Source organism: Microvirga sp. BSC39 (assembly GCF_000739015.1).
Lineage (GTDB): Bacteria > Pseudomonadota > Alphaproteobacteria > Rhizobiales > Beijerinckiaceae > Microvirga.
On record NZ_JPUG01000061.1, the window covers coordinates 1 to 20,065 of the forward strand.

Below are 20,065 nucleotides of genomic sequence, written 5' to 3' on the forward strand. Positions count from 1 at the left end.
ATCAATGGCGAAGGAAAAGTTTGAGCGGAATAAGCCGCACTGCAACATTGGGACGATTGGTCACGTGGACCATGGCAAGACGTCTCTGACGGCGGCGATCACGAAGGTTCTGGCGGAGTCTGGCGGGGCGACGTTTACGGCGTACGACCAGATCGACAAGGCGCCGGAAGAGAAGGCCCGCGGCATCACGATCTCCACGGCGCACGTGGAGTACGAGACCGTGAACCGGCACTATGCCCACGTGGACTGCCCCGGCCACGCCGACTACGTGAAGAACATGATCACGGGTGCGGCTCAGATGGACGGCGCGATCCTGGTGGTGTCCTCGGCCGACGGCCCGATGCCGCAGACCCGCGAGCACATCCTGCTGGCCCGCCAGGTGGGCGTGCCTGCCCTGGTGGTGTTCATGAACAAGGTCGACATGGTCGACGACGCCGAGCTGCTCGACCTTGTTGAGCTCGAGGTGCGCGAGCTTCTGTCGAAGTACGACTTCCCGGGCGACGACATTCCGATCGTGAAGGGCTCGGCTCTTTGCGCTCTAGAGGACCGCCAGCCTGAGATCGGCCGCGATGCGGTTCTCAAGCTGATGGCTGAGGTGGATGCCTACATCCCGCAGCCGGAGCGCCCGATCGACCAGCCGTTCCTGATGCCAATCGAAGACGTGTTCTCGATCTCGGGCCGCGGCACGGTGGTGACGGGTCGCGTGGAGCGCGGCGTTGTCAAGGTCGGCGAGGAAGTGGAGATCGTGGGCCTCAAGGACACCGTGAAGACCACGGTGACGGGCGTCGAGATGTTCCGCAAGCTGCTCGATCAGGGCCAGGCGGGCGACAACGTGGGCGTTCTGCTGCGTGGCACGAAGCGCGAGGACGTGGAGCGCGGCCAAGTGCTGTGCAAGCCGGGCTCGATCAAGCCGCACACGAAGTTCAAGGCCGAGGCCTACATCCTGACGAAGGAAGAGGGCGGGCGTCATACGCCGTTCTTCGGCAACTACCGTCCGCAGTTCTACTTCCGCACGACGGACGTGACGGGCGTGGTGACGCTGCCTGAGGGCACCGAGATGGTGATGCCGGGCGACAACATCACCATGGAAGTGACGCTGATTGCGCCGATCGCCATGGAGGAGAAGCTGCGCTTCGCCATCCGTGAGGGCGGCCGCACCGTCGGCGCCGGCGTCGTCGCCGCCGTGATGGACTAATGAGATCCAGGTGGCGGGATACCGCCACCTGTTGACCGCCGGAGGAGTGTAGCTCAATCGGCTAGAGCACCGGTCTCCAAAACCGGGGGTTGGGGGTTCGAGTCCCTCCACTCCTGCCAGCGGTCGACAAAGCGGGCGTTATGCGTTAGAGAGCGCCCCGTAGATGGTTTGAACAGGCGGCGCGGGGCTCAAAAGCAGCCTCGCGCCCCTTCAATTTGGGCCCAACTGTGCCCTTAGAGGACGTTCGCGAGCGCTCTCAAAGCGATGTGGACGTAGGTGAAATGGCGAAGACGAACCCGTTCGATTTCATACAGCAGGTCCGCTCGGAAGCCGCGAAGGTGACCTGGCCGACTCGCAAGGAGACCATGATCACAACCGCCATGGTGTTCGTGATGGTGGTGCTGGCCAGCATCTTCTTCCTGGTCGTCGATCAGGCGATCGGCTGGGGCGTTCGCTCGGTGATCCTCGGGCTTGGCGGTTAAGGGGTGGATGCAATGACGAAGCGTTGGTACATCGTCCACGCCTATTCGAACTTCGAGAACAAGGTCGCTCAGTCGATCAAGGATCAGGCCGCCCAGCGTGGCCTTGAGGACAAGTTCGACGAGGTCATGGTGCCGACCGAGAAGGTCGTCGAGGTGCGTCGCGGCCGCAAGGTCGACACCGAGCGCAAGTTCTTCCCGGGCTATGTTCTGGTGAAGTGCGACCTGACCGACGAGGTGTATCACCTCATCAAGAATACGCCCAAGGTGACGGGCTTCCTGGGTGCCGACAAGTCCAAGCCGGTTCCGATCCCGGATCGTGAGGCCGAGCGGATCAAGGGCCAGGTGGCCGAGGGCGTCGATCATCCGAAGCCTTCCATGAGCTTCGAGATCGGCGAGCAGGTCCGCGTCTCCGACGGGCCGTTCGCCTCGTTCAACGGCGTCGTCGAGGAAGTCGACCACGCCCGGGCCCGCCTCAAGGTGGCGGTGTCCATCTTCGGCCGCGCAACGCCGGTCGAACTCGAATACGGTCAGGTCGAAAAGGTCTGACCGGAAGGGAAGTGGCACCCAAGTGGTGGCACTTCTCAGGTCCTCTGAGAGGGCCTTTCATCCGCGGGAGGTCTGCCCGGTCGCCAGCCGGGCCATCATGAGGCCGCACCGCGATCTGCAACTGCCATGCCGCTCGGTTGGCCCCGGGTGCGTGGTCCATTAGGAGCAGTCCTATGGCAAAGAAAATCTCGGGCTACGTTAAGCTTCAAGTGCCCGCAGGCGCAGCCAACCCGTCGCCGCCGATCGGTCCGGCGCTCGGTCAGCGCGGCCTGAACATCATGGAATTCTGCAAGGCCTTCAATGCGAAGACCGCGCAGATGGAGAAGGGGACCCCGATCCCGGTGATCATCACCGCGTATCAGGACCGCTCCTTCACCTTCGAAATGAAGCAGCCCCCGGTCTCGTACTGGCTCAAGAAAGCCGCGAAGATCGACAAGGGTTCGCAGACCCCCGGCAAGGGCGGCAATGTCGGCCGCGTGACCCGCGACCAGATCCGCGAGATCGCCGAGAAGAAGATGGTCGATCTCAACTGCGACACCGTCGAATCCGCCATAGCCATGATCGAGGGCTCCGCGCGCTCGATGGGCATGGAAGTGACATAAGGAGGGCATGATGGCTGTGAAAGAAGGCAAGCGCATCCGTGCCGCCCGCGAGGGCGTCGATGCCACCAAGCTCTACCCGATCCAGGACGCGGTGAAGCTGATCAAGGAACGCGCCAAGGCGAAGTTCGACGAGACCATCGAGATCTCGATGAACCTCGGCGTCGATCCCCGCCACGCCGACCAGATGGTCCGCGGCGTCTGCAACCTGCCGAACGGCTCCGGCCGTACGGTTCGCGTAGCCGTGTTCGCCCGCGGCGCCAAGGCCGACGAGGCCAAGGCTGCCGGTGCGGACGTGGTGGGCGCCGAGGAACTCTTCGAGGTCGTCAACGGCGGCACGATCGACTTCGATCGCTGCATCGCCACCCCGGACATGATGCCCCTCGTCGGCCGTCTCGGTAAGGTACTCGGCCCGCGCGGCCTGATGCCGAACCCGAAGGTCGGAACGGTCACCATGGACGTCAAGGGCGCCGTCGAGGCTGCCAAGGGCGGCGCCGTCGAGTTCCGCGTCGAGAAGGCTGGCATCGTCCATGCCGGCATCGGCAAGGCGTCCTTCGACGAGGCCAAGCTCGTGGAGAACATCAAGGCTTTCGCCGATGCCGTCTCCAAGGCGAAGCCCACCGGCGCCAAGGGTACCTACATCCAGCGCGTCGCCGTCTCCTCGACGATGGGCCCGGGCGTGAAGGTCGACCCGGCTTCGGTCCTCAACGCCTAAGATTGTCCCGTACCGGACTTCGGAAGGGCCGGCGTCCAGGGCGCCGGCCCTTTTCTATTGCGAGCGGCATGGCTATATGCCGTTGGGAAGGGCCCGGACCGGGCCTGACCCTAGGGCCACAAAATCCTTAAAACTTACACCTCCCTGCCCCTTGGCAAGAGGGGAAAAAAGGATTATAGGGATTCTTTGAGTTTCCAACATAGGCCGAGGCTCCGCTTTTGCGTGAGCGTTAGGCTGAGAATCCGTCCCGGAGACGGGGCGGTGACAGGCCGGCGAGCCAAGAGGCAACTTTTGGCGCGTTCCGGCTATGTCCTGTCCAAGACTGCAGGTGCCGGCTTGCCGGTTTAATTCGTAAGGGCCTGCATAGACGGGGAAGCCGAGTTTGCCATCTGCTAACGCAGATGATGGGAGTCGGTTCGAACCATCTCACCCGGTGCGCCGCCAGGCGTCATTTGGGGGACAGGGCTTGCGAGAGCGTCGTTCAAGATGCCTCGGATGCAAGTCCGGGCCTTGAGCGGCAAATGCAACCGGCGGATACTTCCGCCAACCGGAGAGAGCCCAGTGGAAAGAGCAGCAAAGCGCGAGCTCGTCTCGACTCTCAACGACGTGTTTAACACCACGAGCGTTGTCGTCGTCGCCCACTATGCTGGCCTCACGGTCGCCGACATGCAGAAGCTGCGCGCGCAGATGAAGCAGGCCGGCGCCACCGTGAAGGTCGCAAAAAACAGCCTCGCCAAAATCGCTCTCGAAGGCAAGGACGTCGCGTCCATCTCGGGCCTTATGAAAGGTCCGACCCTGATCGCTTATTCGAGCGATCCGGTCGCGGCGCCCAAGGTCGCTGTTGATTTCGCCAAGGGGAACGACAAGCTCGTGATCCTCGGTGGCGCAATGGGCGCGACCTCCCTGAACGTGGACGGAGTGAAGGCACTTGCCACTCTGCCGTCCCTTGATGAACTGCGCGGCAAGCTGGTCGGCCTTATCCAGGCTCCGGCTACCAAGATCGCTCAGCTCAGCACTGCGCCGGCGGCAAAGCTCGCCCGCGTGTTCGGGGCCTATGCCAAGACAGGCGAAGCGGCGTGAGGCCGTACCTCAACACCATCAATCGTTCGAACTGAACCTAAGGAACTAGAAAATGGCTGATCTTGCCAAGCTCGTTGACGATCTTTCGTCGCTGACCGTTCTCGAGGCCGCTGAGCTCTCGAAGATGCTCGAAGAGAAGTGGGGCGTTTCCGCCGCCGCTGCTGTTGCCGTTGCTGCCGCTCCTGGCGCTGGCGCCGGTGCTCCGGCTGCTGAAGAGCAGACCGAGTTCACGGTCGTCCTGGCTGCTGCCGGCGACAAGAAGATCGAGGTCATCAAGGAAGTCCGTGGCATCACGGGCCTGGGCCTGAAGGAAGCTAAGGACCTCGTCGAAGGTGCGCCGAAGCCCGTCAAGGAAGGCGTTTCCAAGGACGAAGCCGAGAAGATCAAGGCGACCCTCGAAAAGGTCGGCGCCAAGGTCGAGCTCAAGTAATTTTGCGGCCGTCAAGGCCGCAGGGTTACCCCCGAGCGATCGGGGCTCAAAACACACGGTCCCAGGCGTTTTTGCCTGGGGCCGTTGTGTCGTCAAAGAGGCCGGGCTTCTTTGGTGATGTTTAGAAGGGCTCGCAAAGAGCCCGGATTGGTTCGAAAACCGGCGCTTTCCGCCGGGCGGCTCATCCAGGGTCCCGATCCCGGGATTCTCGATTAGCCGTGTATGAGGAACGAGGTCCAGATGGCCAATACACTGATCGGCCGGAAGCGCATTCGCAAGTTCTTCGGAAAAATCAAGGAAGTGGCGGAGATGCCGAACCTCATCGAGGTTCAGAAGGCATCCTACGACCAGTTCCTGATGGTCGAAGAACCAAAGGGTGGCCGGCCGGAAGAGGGCTTGCAAGCCGTCTTCAAATCGGTTTTCCCGATTTCGGACTTTTCGAATACTGCCCTGCTCGAGTTCGTGAAGTACACGTTCGAGCCGCCGAAGTATGACGTGGACGAGTGCCGCCAGCGGGGCATGACCTTCGCTGCGCCGCTTAAGGTCACGCTGCGCCTCATCGTGTTCGATGTGGACCCGGATACCGGCGCCCGCTCCGTGAAGGACATCAAGGAGCAGGACGTCTACATGGGCGACATGCCGCTCATGACCGACAACGGCACCTTCATCGTGAACGGCACTGAGCGCGTGATCGTCTCGCAGATGCACCGTTCGCCGGGCGTGTTCTTCGACCACGACAAGGGCAAGACGCACTCCTCCGGCAAGCTGCTGTTTGCTGCCCGCATCATCCCGTATCGCGGTTCCTGGCTCGACATCGAGTTCGACGCCAAGGACATCGTGTACGCCCGTATCGACCGCAAGCGTAAGCTCCCGGTCACGTCGCTGCTCTACGCGCTGGGTCTCGACGGCGAGGAGATCCTCAACACCTTCTACAACCGCATCACCTATACCCGCGACGGCGACGCCTGGTCGGTGCCGTTCGATGCGGAGCGCATGAAGGGCTTCAAGGCCTCCGTGGACCTGGTCGACGCCAAGTCGGGCGAGGTCGTGCTCGAGGCCGGCAAGAAGCTGACGGCGCGTGCCGCCCGCCAGCTGGCCGAGAAGGGCCTCAAGAACCTGCGCGCGACCGATGAGGACCTCTACGGTCAGTATATCGGCGAGGACCTCGTCAACCCGTCCACCGGCGAGATCTACGCCGAGGCCGGCGACGAGATCACCGAGAAGCTGCTGAAGGGTCTGGACGACGCCGGCTTCACCGAGATTCCGGTTCTCGACATCGACCACGTCACGATCGGCCCGTACATCCGCAATACGCTGGCCGTCGACAAGGCTAACTCCCGCGAGGATGCCCTGTTCGACATCTACCGCGTCATGCGTCCGGGCGAGCCGCCGATCCTCGACACGGCGGAAGCGATGTTCAACTCGCTGTTCTTCGACGCCGAGCGCTACGACCTCTCGGCCGTGGGCCGCGTGAAGATGAACATGCGCCTCGACCTCGACGCCGAGGACACCGTGCGCACCCTTCGCCGCGAGGACATCCTGGCGGTCACGAAGGCGCTCGTGGACCTGCGCGACGGCAAGGGCGAGATCGACGACATCGACCACCTCGGCAACCGCCGTGTGCGTTCGGTCGGCGAGCTCATGGAGAACCAGTACCGTCTGGGCCTGCTCCGCATGGAGCGCGCGATCAAGGAGCGCATGTCGTCAGTCGATATCGACACCGTCATGCCGCAGGACCTGATCAACGCGAAGCCGGCGGCTGCCGCCGTGCGCGAGTTCTTCGGCTCCTCGCAGCTCTCGCAGTTCATGGACCAGACCAACCCGCTCTCCGAGGTCACGCACAAGCGTCGTCTCTCGGCGCTTGGCCCGGGCGGTCTGACCCGCGAGCGCGCCGGCTTCGAGGTGCGCGACGTGCACCCGACGCACTACGGCCGCATCTGCCCGATCGAGACGCCGGAAGGCCCGAACATCGGTCTGATCAACTCGCTGGCCACCTTCGCCCGCGTCAACAAGTACGGCTTCATCGAGACGCCGTTCCGCCGCGTGCGCGACAGCCGCGTGACCGACGAGGTGATCTACCTCTCGGCCATGGAAGAGGCGAAGTACAACATCGCCCAGGCCAACTCGCTGCTCGACGGCAACGGCACCCTCACGGAAGAGCTCGTGATCTGCCGCCGCGCCGGTGACAACATCGTCGTGGCTCCGGACCGCGTGGACCTCATGGAGGTTTCGCCGAAGCAGCTCGTGTCGGTCGCGGCCGCGCTCATCCCGTTCCTCGAGAACGACGACGCGAACCGCGCGCTCATGGGTTCGAACATGCAGCGTCAGGCCGTGCCGCTCGTGCAGGCGGACGCTCCGTTCGTCGGCACCGGCATGGAAGCCGTCGTGGCCCGCGACTCGGGTGCCGCCATTGCGGCCCGCCGCACCGGCGTGGTCGACCAGGTGGACGCGACCCGTATCGTTATCCGCGCGACGGAGAACACGGATCCGACCCGTCCGGGCGTCGACATCTACCGCCTGCAGAAGTTCCAGCGCTCCAACCAGTCGACCTGCATCACGCAGAAGCCGCTGGTCCGCGCCGGCGACCTCGTGCGCAAGGGCGACATCATCGCCGACGGTCCTTCGACCGAATACGGAGAGCTCGCGCTCGGCCGGAACGTGCTCGTCGCGTTCATGCCGTGGAACGGCTACAACTTCGAAGACTCGATCCTGCTCTCCGAGCGGATCGTGAAGGAAGACGTCTTCACCTCGATCCACATCGAGGAATTCGAAGTGATGGCCCGCGACACGAAGCTGGGTCCTGAGGAAATCACGCGCGACATTCCGAACGTGTCGGAAGAGGCGCTGAAGAACCTGGACGAGGCCGGCATCGTCTATATCGGCGCCGAGGTTCATGCGGGCGACATCCTCGTCGGCAAGATCACGCCGAAGGGCGAGAGCCCGATGACGCCGGAAGAGAAGCTTCTGCGCGCCATCTTCGGCGAGAAGGCCTCCGACGTCCGTGACACGAGCTTACGCGTGCCCCCGGGCGTGACCGGCACCATCGTGGAAGTTCGTGTCTTCAACCGTCACGGCGTCGACAAGGACGAGCGCGCCCAGGCCATCGAGCGCGAGGAAATCGAGCGTCTCGCGAAGGACCGCGACGACGAGCAGGCGATCCTCGACCGCAACACCTATGCGCGTTTGGCCGAGATTCTCTCGGGCAAGAGCGCCGTTGCGGGCCCGAAGGGCTTCAAGAAGGACACGAAGATCACCCGCGAGCTCCTCAACGAGCACCCGCGGTCGCAGTGGTGGCAGTTCGCGGTTGAAGACGATGCTCTGATGACCGAGATCGAGGCCATGCAGAAGCAGTACGACGAGTCGAAGAAGCGCCTCGAGCAGCGCTTCCTCGACAAGGTCGAGAAGCTGCAGCGCGGCGACGAGCTTCCTCCGGGCGTCATGAAGATGGTCAAGGTCTTCGTCGCCGTGAAGCGCAAGATCCAGCCGGGCGACAAGATGGCCGGCCGTCACGGCAACAAGGGTGTCGTGTCGCGCATCGTTCCCATCGAGGACATGCCGTTCCTCGAGGACGGGACGCACGCGGACATCGTGCTCAACCCGCTGGGCGTGCCGAGCCGCATGAACGTCGGTCAGATCCTCGAGACGCACCTTGGCTGGGCTGCTGCCGGTCTCGGCAAGCAGGTCGCCCAGGCGGTCGATGCCTATATGCGGTCGGGCCAGTCCAAGGGACTTCGCGATCAGCTGGTGTCGATCTACGGCAACCTGCCGGAAATCGAGCAGGCTTCCGACGAGGAACTGGCTGAGCTCGGCAACAAGCTGCGTCGCGGTGTTCCGTTCGCCACCCCGGTCTTCGACGGTGCGAAGGAATCGGACATCGAGGTCATGCTGCAGAAGGCCGGCCTCGACCCGTCGGGTCAGGTGACGCTCTATGACGGCAAGACCGGCGAGCCTTTCGACCGCAAGGTGACCGTGGGCTACATCTACATGCTGAAGCTCCACCACCTCGTGGACGACAAGATCCACGCCCGCTCCATCGGCCCCTACAGCCTCGTCACCCAGCAGCCGCTGGGCGGCAAGGCCCAGTTCGGCGGCCAGCGCTTCGGCGAAATGGAGGTGTGGGCTCTGGAGGCTTACGGCGCCGCCTACACCCTGCAGGAAATGCTCACGGTCAAGTCGGACGACGTGGCCGGCCGTACGAAGGTCTACGAAGCCATCGTTCGTGGCGACGACACCTTCGAGTCGGGCATTCCGGAGAGCTTCAACGTTCTCGTGAAGGAAATGCGTTCGCTCGGCCTCAACGTGGAGCTGACCAATTCCAAGAAGGCTGCCAACGAGGCGGGGCAGCTGCCCCCGTCCGAGGCTGCCGAATAAGCGCTACGCTTCAAGACTGACGTTTGGCCGCGGCGATGATGCCGCGGCCCCATGCAATTGCCGGTGAGGGTGCTTATCTAGCGCCCTCCAGCTCAGGAGACGGCGATGAATCAAGAGGTCATGAATCTCTTCAACCAGACGGCCCAGCCGCAGAGCTTCGATCAGATCAAGATCTCGATCGCGAGCCCTGAGAAGATTCTGTCCTGGTCCTACGGCGAGATCAAGAAGCCGGAGACCATCAACTACCGCACGTTCAAGCCCGAGCGTGACGGCTTGTTCTGCGCGCGCATCTTTGGCCCGATCAAGGACTACGAGTGCCTGTGCGGCAAGTACAAGCGCATGAAGTACAAGGGCGTGATCTGCGAGAAGTGCGGCGTCGAGGTGACGCTGGCCCGCGTCCGTCGCGACCGCATGGGCCACATCGAGCTCGCCGCGCCCGTCGCTCACATCTGGTTCCTCAAGTCCCTGCCGAGCCGCATCGGTCTGCTGCTCGACATGACCCTGAAGGATCTGGAGCGCATCCTCTATTTCGAGTCCTACATCGTCGTCGATGCCGGACTGTCGCCGCTCAAGGACCGTCAGCTCCTCTCCGAGGAGGAGTACATCCGTGCTCAGGACGAGTTCGGTGAGGACAGCTTCACGGCCATGATCGGCGCGGAGGCAATCCGCCGGATCCTGCAGGAGCTCGACCTCGAGAAGACCGCCCAGGAGATCCGCGAGGAGATCGCGGTCACTACGTCCGAGCTGAAGCCCAAGAAGCTCATGAAGCGCCTCAAGATCATCGAGGCCTTCGTCCAGTCGGGCAACAAGCCCGAGTGGATGATCATGACGGTCGTTCCGGTGATCCCGCCGGACCTGCGTCCGCTCGTGCCGCTGGACGGCGGCCGCTTCGCGACCTCGGACCTGAACGACCTCTACCGCCGCGTCATCAACCGCAACAACCGCCTGAAGCGGCTCATGGAGTTGCGTGCGCCGGACATCATCGTCCGCAACGAGAAGCGCATGCTCCAGGAGGCGGTCGATGCCCTGTTCGACAACGGCCGCCGCGGCCGCGTCATCACGGGTGCCAACAAGCGCCCGCTGAAGTCGCTCGCCGACATGCTCAAGGGCAAGCAGGGCCGGTTCCGCCAGAACCTGCTCGGCAAGCGCGTGGACTACTCGGGCCGCTCGGTCATCGTGGTGGGTCCGGAGCTCAAGCTGCACCAGTGCGGCCTGCCGAAGAAGATGGCGCTCGAGCTCTTCAAGCCGTTCATCTACGCCAAGCTCGACGCGCGCGGTCTCTCCGCCACCGTCAAGCAGGCGAAGAAGCTCGTCGAGAAGGAAAAGCCCGAGGTTTGGGACATCCTGGACGAGGTCATCCGCGAGCACCCGGTTCTCCTGAACCGCGCGCCGACCCTGCACCGTCTGGGCATCCAGGCCTTCGAGCCCACCCTGATCGAGGGCAAGGCGATCCAGCTGCACCCGCTCGTCTGCGCCGCGTTCAACGCGGACTTCGACGGCGACCAGATGGCCGTCCACGTGCCGCTCTCGCTCGAGGCTCAGCTTGAAGCCCGCGTGCTGATGATGTCGACCAACAACATCCTGCACCCGGCCAACGGTCAGCCGATCATCGTGCCGTCGCAGGACATCGTTCTCGGCCTCTACTATCTCTCCATCGTGTCGGACGGCCAGCCCGGCCAGGGCAAAGCCTTCGCCGACATGGGCGAGATCGAGCATGCCCTGAACGAGAAGGTCATCACGCTCCACACGAAGATCCGCTATCGCTGGGAAGGCCTCGACGAGGACGGCAAGCCGGTGTCGAAGATCGTCGACACCACGGCCGGCCGCGTCATGCTCTCGCGCCTCCTGCCCAAGCACCCGATGCTCCCCTTCGACGTCGTGAACAAGCTCATGACGAAGAAGGAGATCTCCAACATGATCGATGCCGTGTACCGGCACTGCGGTCAGAAGGAATCGGTGATCTTCTGCGACCGCATCATGGGCCTCGGCTTCTACAATGCGTTCAAGGCCGGCATCTCGTTCGGCAAGGACGACATGGTGATCCCGGAGAACAAGTGGGAGATCGTCGAGGAGACCCGTGCCCTCGCGAAGGACTACGAGCAGCAGTACCAGGACGGCCTCATCACCCAGGGCGAGAAGTACAACAAGGTTGTCGACGCGTGGGCGAAGTGCTCGGACCGCCTCGCCGGCGAGATGATGAACCGCATCTCCACGGTGCAGAAGGACGAGAACGGACGCGATAAGCCGGTTAACTCGATCTACATGATGTCCCACTCGGGCGCCCGTGGTTCGCCGGCCCAGATGAAGCAGCTCGCGGCGATGCGCGGCCTCATGGCCAAGCCGTCGGGCGAGATCATCGAGACGCCGATCATCTCGAACTTCAAGGAAGGCCTCGACGTTCTCGAGTACTTCAACTCGACCCACGGCGCCCGTAAGGGTCTGGCCGACACTGCGCTCAAGACGGCGAACTCGGGCTACCTGACCCGCCGCCTCGTCGACGTGGCGCAGGACGCGGTCATCCGTGAGCCGGATTGCGGCACCGAGCGCGGCATCAAGATGCGCGCCATCATCGACGCCGGCCAGGTGGTCGCGTCACTGGCGTCCCGCATCCTCGGCCGCTCGACGGCAGAGGATCTGGTGGCCCAGGACGGCGCCGTCATCGTGCCCAAGGGAACGATGATCGAGGAGCATCACCTCGAGGCGATCGGCGCTGCCGGTATCCAGGAGGTGAAGATCCGCTCCGTGCTCGTCTGTGAGTCGAAGAACGGCGTCTGCGCCACCTGCTACGGCCGCGACCTGGCCCGGGGCACCCCGGTCAACCACGGCGAGGCTGTCGGCGTCATCGCGGCGCAGTCCATCGGTGAGCCGGGCACGCAGCTTACCATGCGTACCTTCCACATCGGTGGCGCGGCCCAGATTGCCGACTCGTCCTTCATCGAGTCGAGCTTCGAAGGCACGATCGGCTTCCGCAACAAGAACATTGCGCGCAACTCCGACGGCGATCTCGTCGTCATGGGCCGCAACGTGGCTGTTGTGATCATCGGTTCGGACGGCGCCGAGCGGGCGGTTCACCGCCTGCAATACGGCTCCCGCCTGAAGGTGGACGAGGGCGACACGATCAAGCGCGGCCAGCGTATTGCCGAGTGGGATCCTTACTCCCGGCCGATCCTCACCGAGATCGACGGTACGGTGGGCTACGAGGACCTCGTGGACGGCGCATCGATGATCGAGTCGATGGACGAGTCGACCGGCATCGCCAAGCGCGTGGTCATCGACTGGCGCGGTTCTCCGCGTACGGCCGATCTGCGTCCGGCGGTGGTCATCCAGGGTGCCGGCGGCAAGGTGGCCAAGGTCGCCCGCGGCGGCGACGCCCGGTACCTCCTGCCCGTGGATGCGATCCTCGCGTCCGATCCAGGCTCGAAGGTCAAGGCCGGCGACATCCTCGCCCGCGTCTCGACCGAGAGCGCCAAGACCCGCGACATCACGGGCGGTCTGCCGCGCGTGGCGGAGCTGTTCGAGGCCCGCCGTCCGAAGGATGCGGCCATCATTGCGGAGAAGTCCGGCACGATCCAGTTCGGCCGCGACTACAAGAGCAAGCGTCGCCTGACGCTGAACCCGCACGATGGTTCGGAGCCGGTGGAGTACCTGATCCCGAAGGGCAAGCACATCCACCTGCAGGACGGCGACGTGGTCGAGACCGGAGACTTCATCGTCGACGGCAACCCGGCCCCGCACGACATCCTGGCGATCAAGGGCGTCGAGGAGCTCGCCGCCTACCTCGTGAACGAGATCCAAGAGGTCTACCGCCTCCAGGGCGTGCTCATCAACGACAAGCACATCGAGGTGATCGTTCGCCAGATGCTGCAGAAGGTCGAGATCACCGAGGGCGGCGATTCCGAGCTGCTCAACGGCGAGCAGGTGGATCGTCTCGAGTTCGAGGAGATCAACGAGCGTCTCGTGTCCGAGAAGAAGAAGCCCGCCGTCGGCGTGCCGGTTCTGCTCGGCATCACCAAGGCCTCGCTGCAGACCCGCTCCTTCATCTCGGCGGCGTCCTTCCAGGAGACCACCCGCGTCCTCACCGAAGCGGCGGTCAACGGCAAGGTCGACACCCTCGAGGGCCTCAAGGAGAACGTCATCGTCGGCAGCCTGATCCCGGCCGGCACGGGCGCGCTCACCGCTCAGATCAAGGCCGTTGCGACCCACCGCGACGAACTGATCCTGCAGCAGAAGCGCTCCGAGTCCCAGGCTCAGGTCAGCGAGCTGCCTCCGGCGGCCGAGTAGGCCGCGAAGACACCGTAACTAGGAGAAGGCCGCCTCCGGGCGGCCTTTTTCGTGGGCGGGTGCCTAGGGGCGCTCGGCCCTGGGGGCGACCCTGAGCAGGCCGAGCTTCGTCAGCCACAGGAGGGCTCTGACGGCCAGGGCGGGCGAGGTGCTCTGGTGCGCGGCAAGGATATCCCGGACTGTGGCGCCCCGGCCGCCAGCCAGCTTCCACACTGAGAGAAGAAAGGCAGAGGAGATATCCGGCGACGCATTCACCAGAGACACCCTCAGGCTCAGCCGCTCAAGTACCTCAGCTTCAGGGACATCGGCTGCCTGCGAAAAGACCTGTTGGCTGGAAAAGGGGATGGAAGGAAAGCTGGCGAAGAGTTCGAACGGGTCGGGTCGAGCCGGCCAGATGCCGCGCGCGGCCCCAGGGGAGGGCGCTTCCTGCCCGGCGGTTCTCAGAGCGGCCAGTTCCTGCCACAGCTCCTCATAGGCTCTGACGATCACTTTCCAGTCGAAGTGCTCTCTGGCGCGCGCCGCCCCGTTCGCGCCCATGCGGTGGCGCAGGTCCGGATCGGCCGCGAGGCGTTCGAAGGCTGCCGCCGTCGCATCCACGTCCACGGCGATCGCAGTCGATGCCTGGCCGATATAGGAATCGTAAGTGTCCACTTCGAGCGCGTGGCGCGTCGCAAGATGCTGTCCTGCTCCCGGAGGGGCAGCCATGGTCGGAACGGCAAATCCGTCGATGCCGTTCCTGACCGTATCCTTGTATCCGTCCCAGTTGGTCACGACCACCGGAAGGCCCGCCGCCATGGCCTCGATAGGGGTGAGGCCAAAGGTCTCCTGAATGTTGTCGGACAGGGAGCAGAATACGTCCGCTGCCGCCCAGGCCGTATCCCGGACCTCATTGACGCGGCCGTCGAGCACGATGGATCGCACGGACGGACAAAGCTTGGCCCTTGCATCCGCGTAGGCTTGGGCAATGTGCTCATTGGCCGTCCAGCCGCACTCGATCAGGACGACCCGATGACGGCGCATCACGCGCTCCAGGGCCAGGTACATGGGGGTCGGATTGGCCTTGGCATGAAAAGACAGGCGCCCGAGAAACAGGACGACGAAGTCACCCGGTTCGATGCCTAAAGATGAGCGCGCCTCGCCCCTGCGCTCCGACCGCCGAGCCTGAGCCTCACAGTCCACGCCGAGAGGAATCACCGGGAGTTGCGGCCGGATAGACCGGGTAGCACCCAGGCGCCGTGCCAGATGCTCCTCCTGGCGGGCGAACAGCGTCTCGATCACCGCCCGCGAGGCCGTTGATGTGCAGATGATCGCATCCCACGGCTGCACCGCAGCGGCAAGGAGGGCGGAGAGCCCATCCATGGCCCGGGCGGACGAGAGGGTGTGATTCACCCCGCACAGGCTCCAGGATCTGGGTCCGTGCAGTTCCCTCTGCCACGTTTGTGCGGCGTTGATCGGACTGGGCGTGAAGAGGCAGCCGACCTGCCTGAGAGCGCCGGCCTTGGCGGCCACGATGTAACGCGGCGAGCTCTCCGGGCGAAAGTTCTTGATGAAGCTGCAGAATTCCCCACCGAACTTTGCATTGCCCACATACCCGACGGGAGCATCATGGGATGAATGCCGGGCAAAGGCCGAGAGGAAGCCATGACCTGCGAAGTGGCGGCCCATCGGCTTCCCATGCGTCACATCATAGGCCTCGGTCTCAAAGTGAATCGCCGCCGTCACCGTTCGCCCCTCTGCATCGTTGCTACTTCATAACCTTGTGCCGAGCGGGAAGAAACCCATATAGAAGAGACAGAACCGGCCGCATCCCGTCGTTTGGGAGCACCTTTCTGGATCGTTACCGAAAAGTGTTGACTTTGCACGACTCGGACGCTAGAGAGACCGGACTTTCCGGCTGGCCGTAGGTTTTCGCCAGTCGAAGCGCCTAGCTTCGACGGATGCCACCTAAACGCTGCCGAACTCAACCTTGACTGACACTCGTCAGATTTAGGGCACGACCGCGGGACATCCCGTGGTCCTCTGCAATCGCACCGCGCCAAGGGCTTACCCAAGTCAATGGCGTGGCTTCGTTTTGTGCAGCCTGAAAAGGCCCGCAGAAGCGAAGAGCGGCGTTCAACCGTTGAAGACACATTCATGGCCACCTGTCGGGTGGTCGGTCAAAGAGGGCACAGGATGCCAACGATCTCTCAGCTGATCCGCAAGCCGCGGACTGCGCAAAAGAGCCGGAATAAGGTTCCCGCGCTTGAGGCCTGCCCGCAGAAGCGTGGCGTGTGCACGCGCGTTTATACGACGACCCCGAAGAAGCCGAATTCGGCTCTGCGTAAGGTCGCCAAGGTTCGCCTGACGAACGGGTTCGAAGTCATCGGGTACATCCCGGGCGAAGGTCACAACCTTCAGGAGCACTCCGTGGTCATGATCCGCGGTGGTCGCGTGAAGGACCTTCCGGGTGTCCGTTATCACATCCTCCGCGGTGTCCTCGACACCCAGGGCGTGAAGAATCGTAAGCAGCGTCGTTCGAAGTACGGCGCGAAGCGGCCGAAGTAAGCCGTCAACTGTATTTGAGGTCGGAGCCAGCTCATGTCCCGCCGCCATAGTGCCGAGAAGCGTGAGATCATCCCGGACGCCAAGTTCGGCGATATCGTCGTCACGAAGTTCATGAATTCCATCATGTACGACGGCAAGAAGTCCGCTGCCGAGAGCATCGTCTACGGTGCATTCGACAGCATCGAAAGCCGCGCCAAGGCGAACCCGCTCGAGGTCTTCAAGCAAGCCCTCGACAACGTCGCTCCGGCGATCGAGGTCCGCTCCCGCCGCGTCGGCGGTGCGACCTATCAGGTCCCGGTCGAGGTTCGTACCGAGCGCCGTCAGGCTCTCGCGATCCGTTGGATCATCCAGGCCGCCCGCGGCCGCAACGACAAGACCATGATCGAGCGTCTCTCCGCTGAGCTGCTCGATGCCTCGAACAACCGCGGCAATGCCGTGAAAAAGCGCGAAGACACTCACCGTATGGCGGAAGCCAACCGTGCGTTCTCGCATTACCGCTGGTAAAGGTCTGAGGAGCTGAGCGATGCCCCGCACGCACGCGATTGAGGACTACCGCAACTTCGGCATCATGGCCCACATCGATGCCGGCAAGACCACCACGACCGAGCGCATCCTTTACTACACCGGTAAGTCCCACAAGATCGGTGAAGTGCACGAGGGTGCCGCCACCATGGACTGGATGGAGCAGGAGCAGGAGCGTGGCATCACGATCACCTCCGCTGCGACCACCTGCTTCTGGCGCGACAAGCGCCTGAACATCATCGACACCCCCGGCCACGTCGACTTCACCATCGAAGTCGAGCGTTCGCTGCGCGTCCTCGACGGCGCTGTCTGCGTCCTCGACGGCAACCAGGGCGTTGAGCCTCAGACCGAGACCGTGTGGCGCCAGGCCGACAAGTACGACGTTCCCCGTGTCGTGTTCGTCAACAAGATGGACAAGACCGGCGCGAACTTCTTCAACTGCGTCGCCGACATCATCAAGCGCGTGGCCGGCAAGCCCGTCTGCCTTCAGATCCCGATCGGTGCCGAGAGCGACTTCCGCGGCATGGTCGATCTGATCAAGATGAAGGCCCTGATCTGGTCCGGCGAGGCGCTCGGCGCCAACTTCGACGAAGTCGAGATCCCGGCCGACCTGAAGGACCAGGCCCTCGAATATCGCGGCAAGCTCGTCGAAGCTGCCGTGGAGATGGACGACGAGGCCATGATGGCCTACCTCGACGGCCAGGAGCCGGACGAGGCGACCCTGCGTCGCCTGATCCGTACGGCCGTGCAGCGTCGCGCCTTCCATCCGGTGCTCTGCGGCTCCGCGTTCAAGAACAAGGGCGTTCAGCCCCTGCTCGACGCCGTCGTGGACTTCCTGCCGTCCCCGGCAGACCGTGAGGCTATCCAGGGCATCGACTTCAAGACCGAAGAGCCGACCACCCGTAAGCCGAAGGACGACGAAGGCTTCTCCATGCTCGCCTTCAAGATCATGGACGACCCCTTCGTCGGAACGATCACCTTCTGCCGCGTCTACTCGGGCAAGGTGAATGCCGGTGAGACTCTGCTCAACTCGTCCCGCGACAAGAAAGAGCGCGTTGGCCGCATGCTGCTGATGCATGCGAACAACCGTGAGGACATCAAGGAAGCCTATGCAGGCGACATCGTCGCCCTCGCAGGCCTCAAGGAAGTCCGCACCGGCGACACGCTCTGCGATCCGGCTAAGCCTGTGATCCTTGAGCGCATGGAGTTCCCGGAGCCGGTGATCGAGATCGCCATCGAGCCGAAGTCGAAGGCCGACCAGGAGAAGCTGGGCCTCGCCCTGTCGAAGCTGGCTGCCGAGGACCCGTCCTTCCGCGTCTCCACCGACCAGGAGTCGGGCCAGACGATCCTGAAGGGCATGGGCGAGCTTCACCTCGACATCAAGGTCGACATTCTCCGTCGTACCTACAAGGTCGATGCGAATATCGGCGCTCCGCAGGTTGCCTATCGCGAGACGGTCACGAAGAAGGCCGAGATCGACTACACCCACAAGAAGCAGACCGGCGGTACGGGTCAGTTCGCCCGTGTCAAGATTGTCGTTCAGCCGAACGAGCAGGGTGCTGGCTTCGCCTTCGAGTCGAAGATCGTCGGTGGCGCGGTGCCGAAGGAGTACATCCCGGGCGTCGAGAAGGGCCTGCAGTCGGTCGTGGGTGCTGGCGTCGTCGCCGGCTTCCCGGTGGTCGACCTCAAGGTCGAACTCGTCGACGGTGCCTTCCACGAAGTCGACTCGTCGGCCCTGGCCTTCGAAATCGCCTCTCGTGCGGCTCTGCGTGAAGCCCTCCAGAAGGGCGGTTCGGTTCTGCTCGAGCCGGTGATGAAGGTCGAGGTCACGACTCCGGAAGACTACACCGGTTCGGTGATCGGCGATCTGAACTCCCGCCGTGGTCAGATCCAGGGTCAGGACATGCGCGGCAACGCCGTGGTCATCAACGCGATGGTCCCGCTCGCCAACATGTTCGGCTACGTCAACACCCTGCGCGGCATGAGCCAGGGTCGTGCGAGCTACACCATGCAGTTCGACCACTACGAGCAGGTGCCGTCGAACGTGGCTGCCGAGGTTCAGGCGAAGTACGCCTGAACTTACTAAGCGAAATTTGAACGATCAAAGGAACGGGTGCCACGATGGCGAAGGAAAAGTTTGAGCGGAATAAGCCGCACTGCAACATTGGGACGATTGGTCACGTGGACCATGGCAAGACGTCTCTGACGGCGGCGATCACGAAGGTTCTGGCGGAGTCTGGCGGGGCGACGTTTACGGCGTACGACCAGATCGACAAGGCGCCGGAAGAGAAGGCCCGCGGCATCACGATCTCCACGGCGCACGTGGAGTACGAGACCGTGAACCGGCACTATGCCCACGTGGACTGCCCCGGCCACGCCGACTACGTGAAGAACATGATCACGGGTGCGGCTCAGATGGACGGCGCGATCCTGGTGGTGTCCTCGGCCGACGGCGCGATGCCGCAGACCCGCGAGCACATCCTGCTGGCCCGCCAGGTGGGCGTGCCTGCCCTGGTGGTGTTCATGAACAAGGTCGACATGGTCGACGACGCCGAGCTGCTCGACCTTGTTGAGCTCGAGGTGCGCGAGCTTCTGTCGAAGTACGACTTCCCGGGCGACGACATTCCGATCGTGAAGGGCTCGGCTCTTTGCGCTCTAGAGGACCGCCAGCCTGAGATCGGCCGCGATGCGGTTCTCAAGCTGATGGCTGAGGTGGATGCCTACATCCCGCAGCCGGAGCGCCCGATCGACCAGCCGTTCCTGATGCCAATCGAAGACGTGTTCTCGATCTCGGGCCGCGGCACGGTGGTGACGGGTCGCGTGGAGCGCGGCGTTGTCAAGGTCGGCGAGGAAGTGGAGATCGTGGGCCTCAAGGACACCGTGAAGACCACGGTGACGGGCGTCGAGATGTTCCGCAAGCTGCTCGATCAGGGCCAGGCGGGCGACAACGTGGGCGTTCTGCTGCGTGGCACGAAGCGCGAGGACGTGGAGCGCGGCCAAGTGCTGTGCAAGCCGGGCTCGATCAAGCCGCACACGAAGTTCAAGGCCGAGGCCTACATCCTGACGAAGGAAGAGGGCGGGCGTCATACGCCGTTCTTCGGCAACTACCGTCCGCAGTTCTACTTCCGCACGACGGACGTGACGGGCGTGGTGACGCTGCCTGAGGGCACCGAGATGGTGATGCCGGGCGACAACATCACCATGGAAGTGACGCTGATTGCGCCGATCGCCATGGAGGAGAAGCTGCGCTTCGCCATCCGTGAGGGCGGCCGCACCGTCGGCGCCGGCGTCGTCGCCGCC

General features: G+C 63.6%; 14 protein-coding genes and 1 tRNA gene. 14 read left to right on the forward strand and 1 reads right to left on the reverse strand.

Features of this window, described 5'->3' with window-relative positions; all coding sequences use genetic code 11:
* Window positions 1-4 precede the first annotated feature (4 nt).
* From tuf (MA07_RS11180) to rpoC, 10 genes are all read left to right on the forward strand, one after another.
* Window positions 5-1,195 carry an elongation factor Tu gene (gene tuf / locus MA07_RS11180; protein ID WP_036350570.1) on the forward strand — a complete coding sequence of 397 codons (1,191 nt, stop codon included), beginning with the start codon at window positions 5-7 and terminating at the stop codon, window positions 1,193-1,195.
* Between the two features lie 42 nt (window positions 1,196-1,237).
* Window positions 1,238-1,314: transfer RNA gene (locus MA07_RS11185), tRNA-Trp, on the forward strand.
* 162 nt (window positions 1,315-1,476) lie between these two features.
* Window positions 1,477-1,677, forward strand: coding sequence for a preprotein translocase subunit SecE (secE, locus tag MA07_RS11190; RefSeq protein WP_036350572.1), 201 nt, complete (start codon window positions 1,477-1,479; stop codon window positions 1,675-1,677).
* Window positions 1,678-1,689: 12 nt separating this feature from the next.
* Window positions 1,690-2,223 (forward strand): transcription termination/antitermination protein NusG, encoded by a 534-nt coding sequence (gene nusG / locus MA07_RS11195; protein ID WP_036350574.1) that lies wholly within the window; start codon window positions 1,690-1,692, stop codon window positions 2,221-2,223.
* A gap of 173 nt (window positions 2,224-2,396) precedes the next feature.
* A complete protein-coding gene (rplK, locus tag MA07_RS11200; protein ID WP_036350576.1) occupies window positions 2,397-2,825 on the forward strand; it encodes a 50S ribosomal protein L11 in 429 nt (142 codons plus the stop codon).
* Window positions 2,826-2,835: 10 nt separating this feature from the next.
* A complete protein-coding gene (gene rplA, locus MA07_RS11205; protein WP_036350578.1) occupies window positions 2,836-3,537 on the forward strand; it encodes a 50S ribosomal protein L1 in 702 nt (233 codons plus the stop codon).
* A gap of 561 nt (window positions 3,538-4,098) precedes the next feature.
* Window positions 4,099-4,617, forward strand: a complete 519-nt coding sequence (gene rplJ / locus MA07_RS11210; protein ID WP_036350581.1) for a 50S ribosomal protein L10 — start codon at window positions 4,099-4,101, stop codon at window positions 4,615-4,617.
* A gap of 52 nt (window positions 4,618-4,669) precedes the next feature.
* Window positions 4,670-5,047 carry a 50S ribosomal protein L7/L12 gene (gene rplL, locus MA07_RS11215; protein WP_036350583.1) on the forward strand — a complete coding sequence of 126 codons (378 nt, stop codon included), beginning with the start codon at window positions 4,670-4,672 and terminating at the stop codon, window positions 5,045-5,047.
* A 240-nt stretch (window positions 5,048-5,287) separates the two neighbouring features.
* On the forward strand, window positions 5,288-9,418 hold the full coding sequence (gene rpoB / locus MA07_RS11220) for a DNA-directed RNA polymerase subunit beta (protein WP_036350585.1): 4,131 nt from the start codon (window positions 5,288-5,290) through the stop codon (window positions 9,416-9,418).
* Window positions 9,419-9,523: 105 nt separating this feature from the next.
* Window positions 9,524-13,699: a DNA-directed RNA polymerase subunit beta' gene (gene rpoC, locus MA07_RS11225; RefSeq protein WP_036350587.1), complete on the forward strand. Its 4,176-nt coding sequence runs from the start codon at window positions 9,524-9,526 to the stop codon at window positions 13,697-13,699.
* A gap of 63 nt (window positions 13,700-13,762) precedes the next feature.
* On the opposite strand, the gene MA07_RS11230 is transcribed toward rpoC, so the two are convergent.
* Entirely contained in the window at window positions 13,763-15,421 is a 1,659-nt protein-coding gene (locus MA07_RS11230; RefSeq protein WP_052003082.1) for a glycosyltransferase family 4 protein, read from the reverse strand.
* Window positions 15,422-15,871: 450 nt separating this feature from the next.
* Between MA07_RS11230 and rpsL the strand changes: the two genes are divergently transcribed.
* The 4 genes from rpsL to tuf (MA07_RS11250) all read left to right on the forward strand — a co-directional run.
* Window positions 15,872-16,243 carry a 30S ribosomal protein S12 gene (gene rpsL / locus MA07_RS11235; RefSeq protein ID WP_009764294.1) on the forward strand — a complete coding sequence of 124 codons (372 nt, stop codon included), beginning with the start codon at window positions 15,872-15,874 and terminating at the stop codon, window positions 16,241-16,243.
* A 33-nt stretch (window positions 16,244-16,276) separates the two neighbouring features.
* The gene (gene rpsG / locus MA07_RS11240) at window positions 16,277-16,747 is read left to right on the forward strand and encodes a 30S ribosomal protein S7 (RefSeq protein ID WP_036350590.1); all 471 of its coding nucleotides are present in this window, start codon (window positions 16,277-16,279) and stop codon (window positions 16,745-16,747) included.
* Between the two features lie 19 nt (window positions 16,748-16,766).
* The gene (gene fusA / locus MA07_RS11245) at window positions 16,767-18,842 is read left to right on the forward strand and encodes an elongation factor G (protein WP_036350591.1); all 2,076 of its coding nucleotides are present in this window, start codon (window positions 16,767-16,769) and stop codon (window positions 18,840-18,842) included.
* A gap of 44 nt (window positions 18,843-18,886) precedes the next feature.
* Window positions 18,887-20,065 (forward strand): elongation factor Tu (gene tuf / locus MA07_RS11250; protein ID WP_036350593.1); only part of this gene is annotated, 1,179 nt, incomplete at its 3' end.

What these genes read in the sequence shown, in the direction of transcription:
- tuf (WP_036350570.1), top strand. Translation starts at nt 5, where the DNA reads ATGGCGAAGGAAAAGTTTGAGCGGAATAAGCCGCACTGCAACATTGGG.
- secE (WP_036350572.1), top strand. Translation starts at nt 1,477, where the DNA reads ATGGCGAAGACGAACCCGTTCGATTTCATACAGCAGGTCCGCTCGGAA.
- nusG (WP_036350574.1), top strand. Translation starts at nt 1,690, where the DNA reads ATGACGAAGCGTTGGTACATCGTCCACGCCTATTCGAACTTCGAGAAC.
- rplK (WP_036350576.1), top strand. Translation starts at nt 2,397, where the DNA reads ATGGCAAAGAAAATCTCGGGCTACGTTAAGCTTCAAGTGCCCGCAGGC.
- rplA (WP_036350578.1), top strand. Translation starts at nt 2,836, where the DNA reads ATGGCTGTGAAAGAAGGCAAGCGCATCCGTGCCGCCCGCGAGGGCGTC.
- rplL (WP_036350583.1), top strand. Translation starts at nt 4,670, where the DNA reads ATGGCTGATCTTGCCAAGCTCGTTGACGATCTTTCGTCGCTGACCGTT.
- rpoB (WP_036350585.1), top strand. Translation starts at nt 5,288, where the DNA reads ATGGCCAATACACTGATCGGCCGGAAGCGCATTCGCAAGTTCTTCGGA.
- rpoC (WP_036350587.1), top strand. Translation starts at nt 9,524, where the DNA reads ATGAATCAAGAGGTCATGAATCTCTTCAACCAGACGGCCCAGCCGCAG.
- rpsL (WP_009764294.1), top strand. Translation starts at nt 15,872, where the DNA reads ATGCCAACGATCTCTCAGCTGATCCGCAAGCCGCGGACTGCGCAAAAG.
- rpsG (WP_036350590.1), top strand. Translation starts at nt 16,277, where the DNA reads ATGTCCCGCCGCCATAGTGCCGAGAAGCGTGAGATCATCCCGGACGCC.
- fusA (WP_036350591.1), top strand. Translation starts at nt 16,767, where the DNA reads ATGCCCCGCACGCACGCGATTGAGGACTACCGCAACTTCGGCATCATG.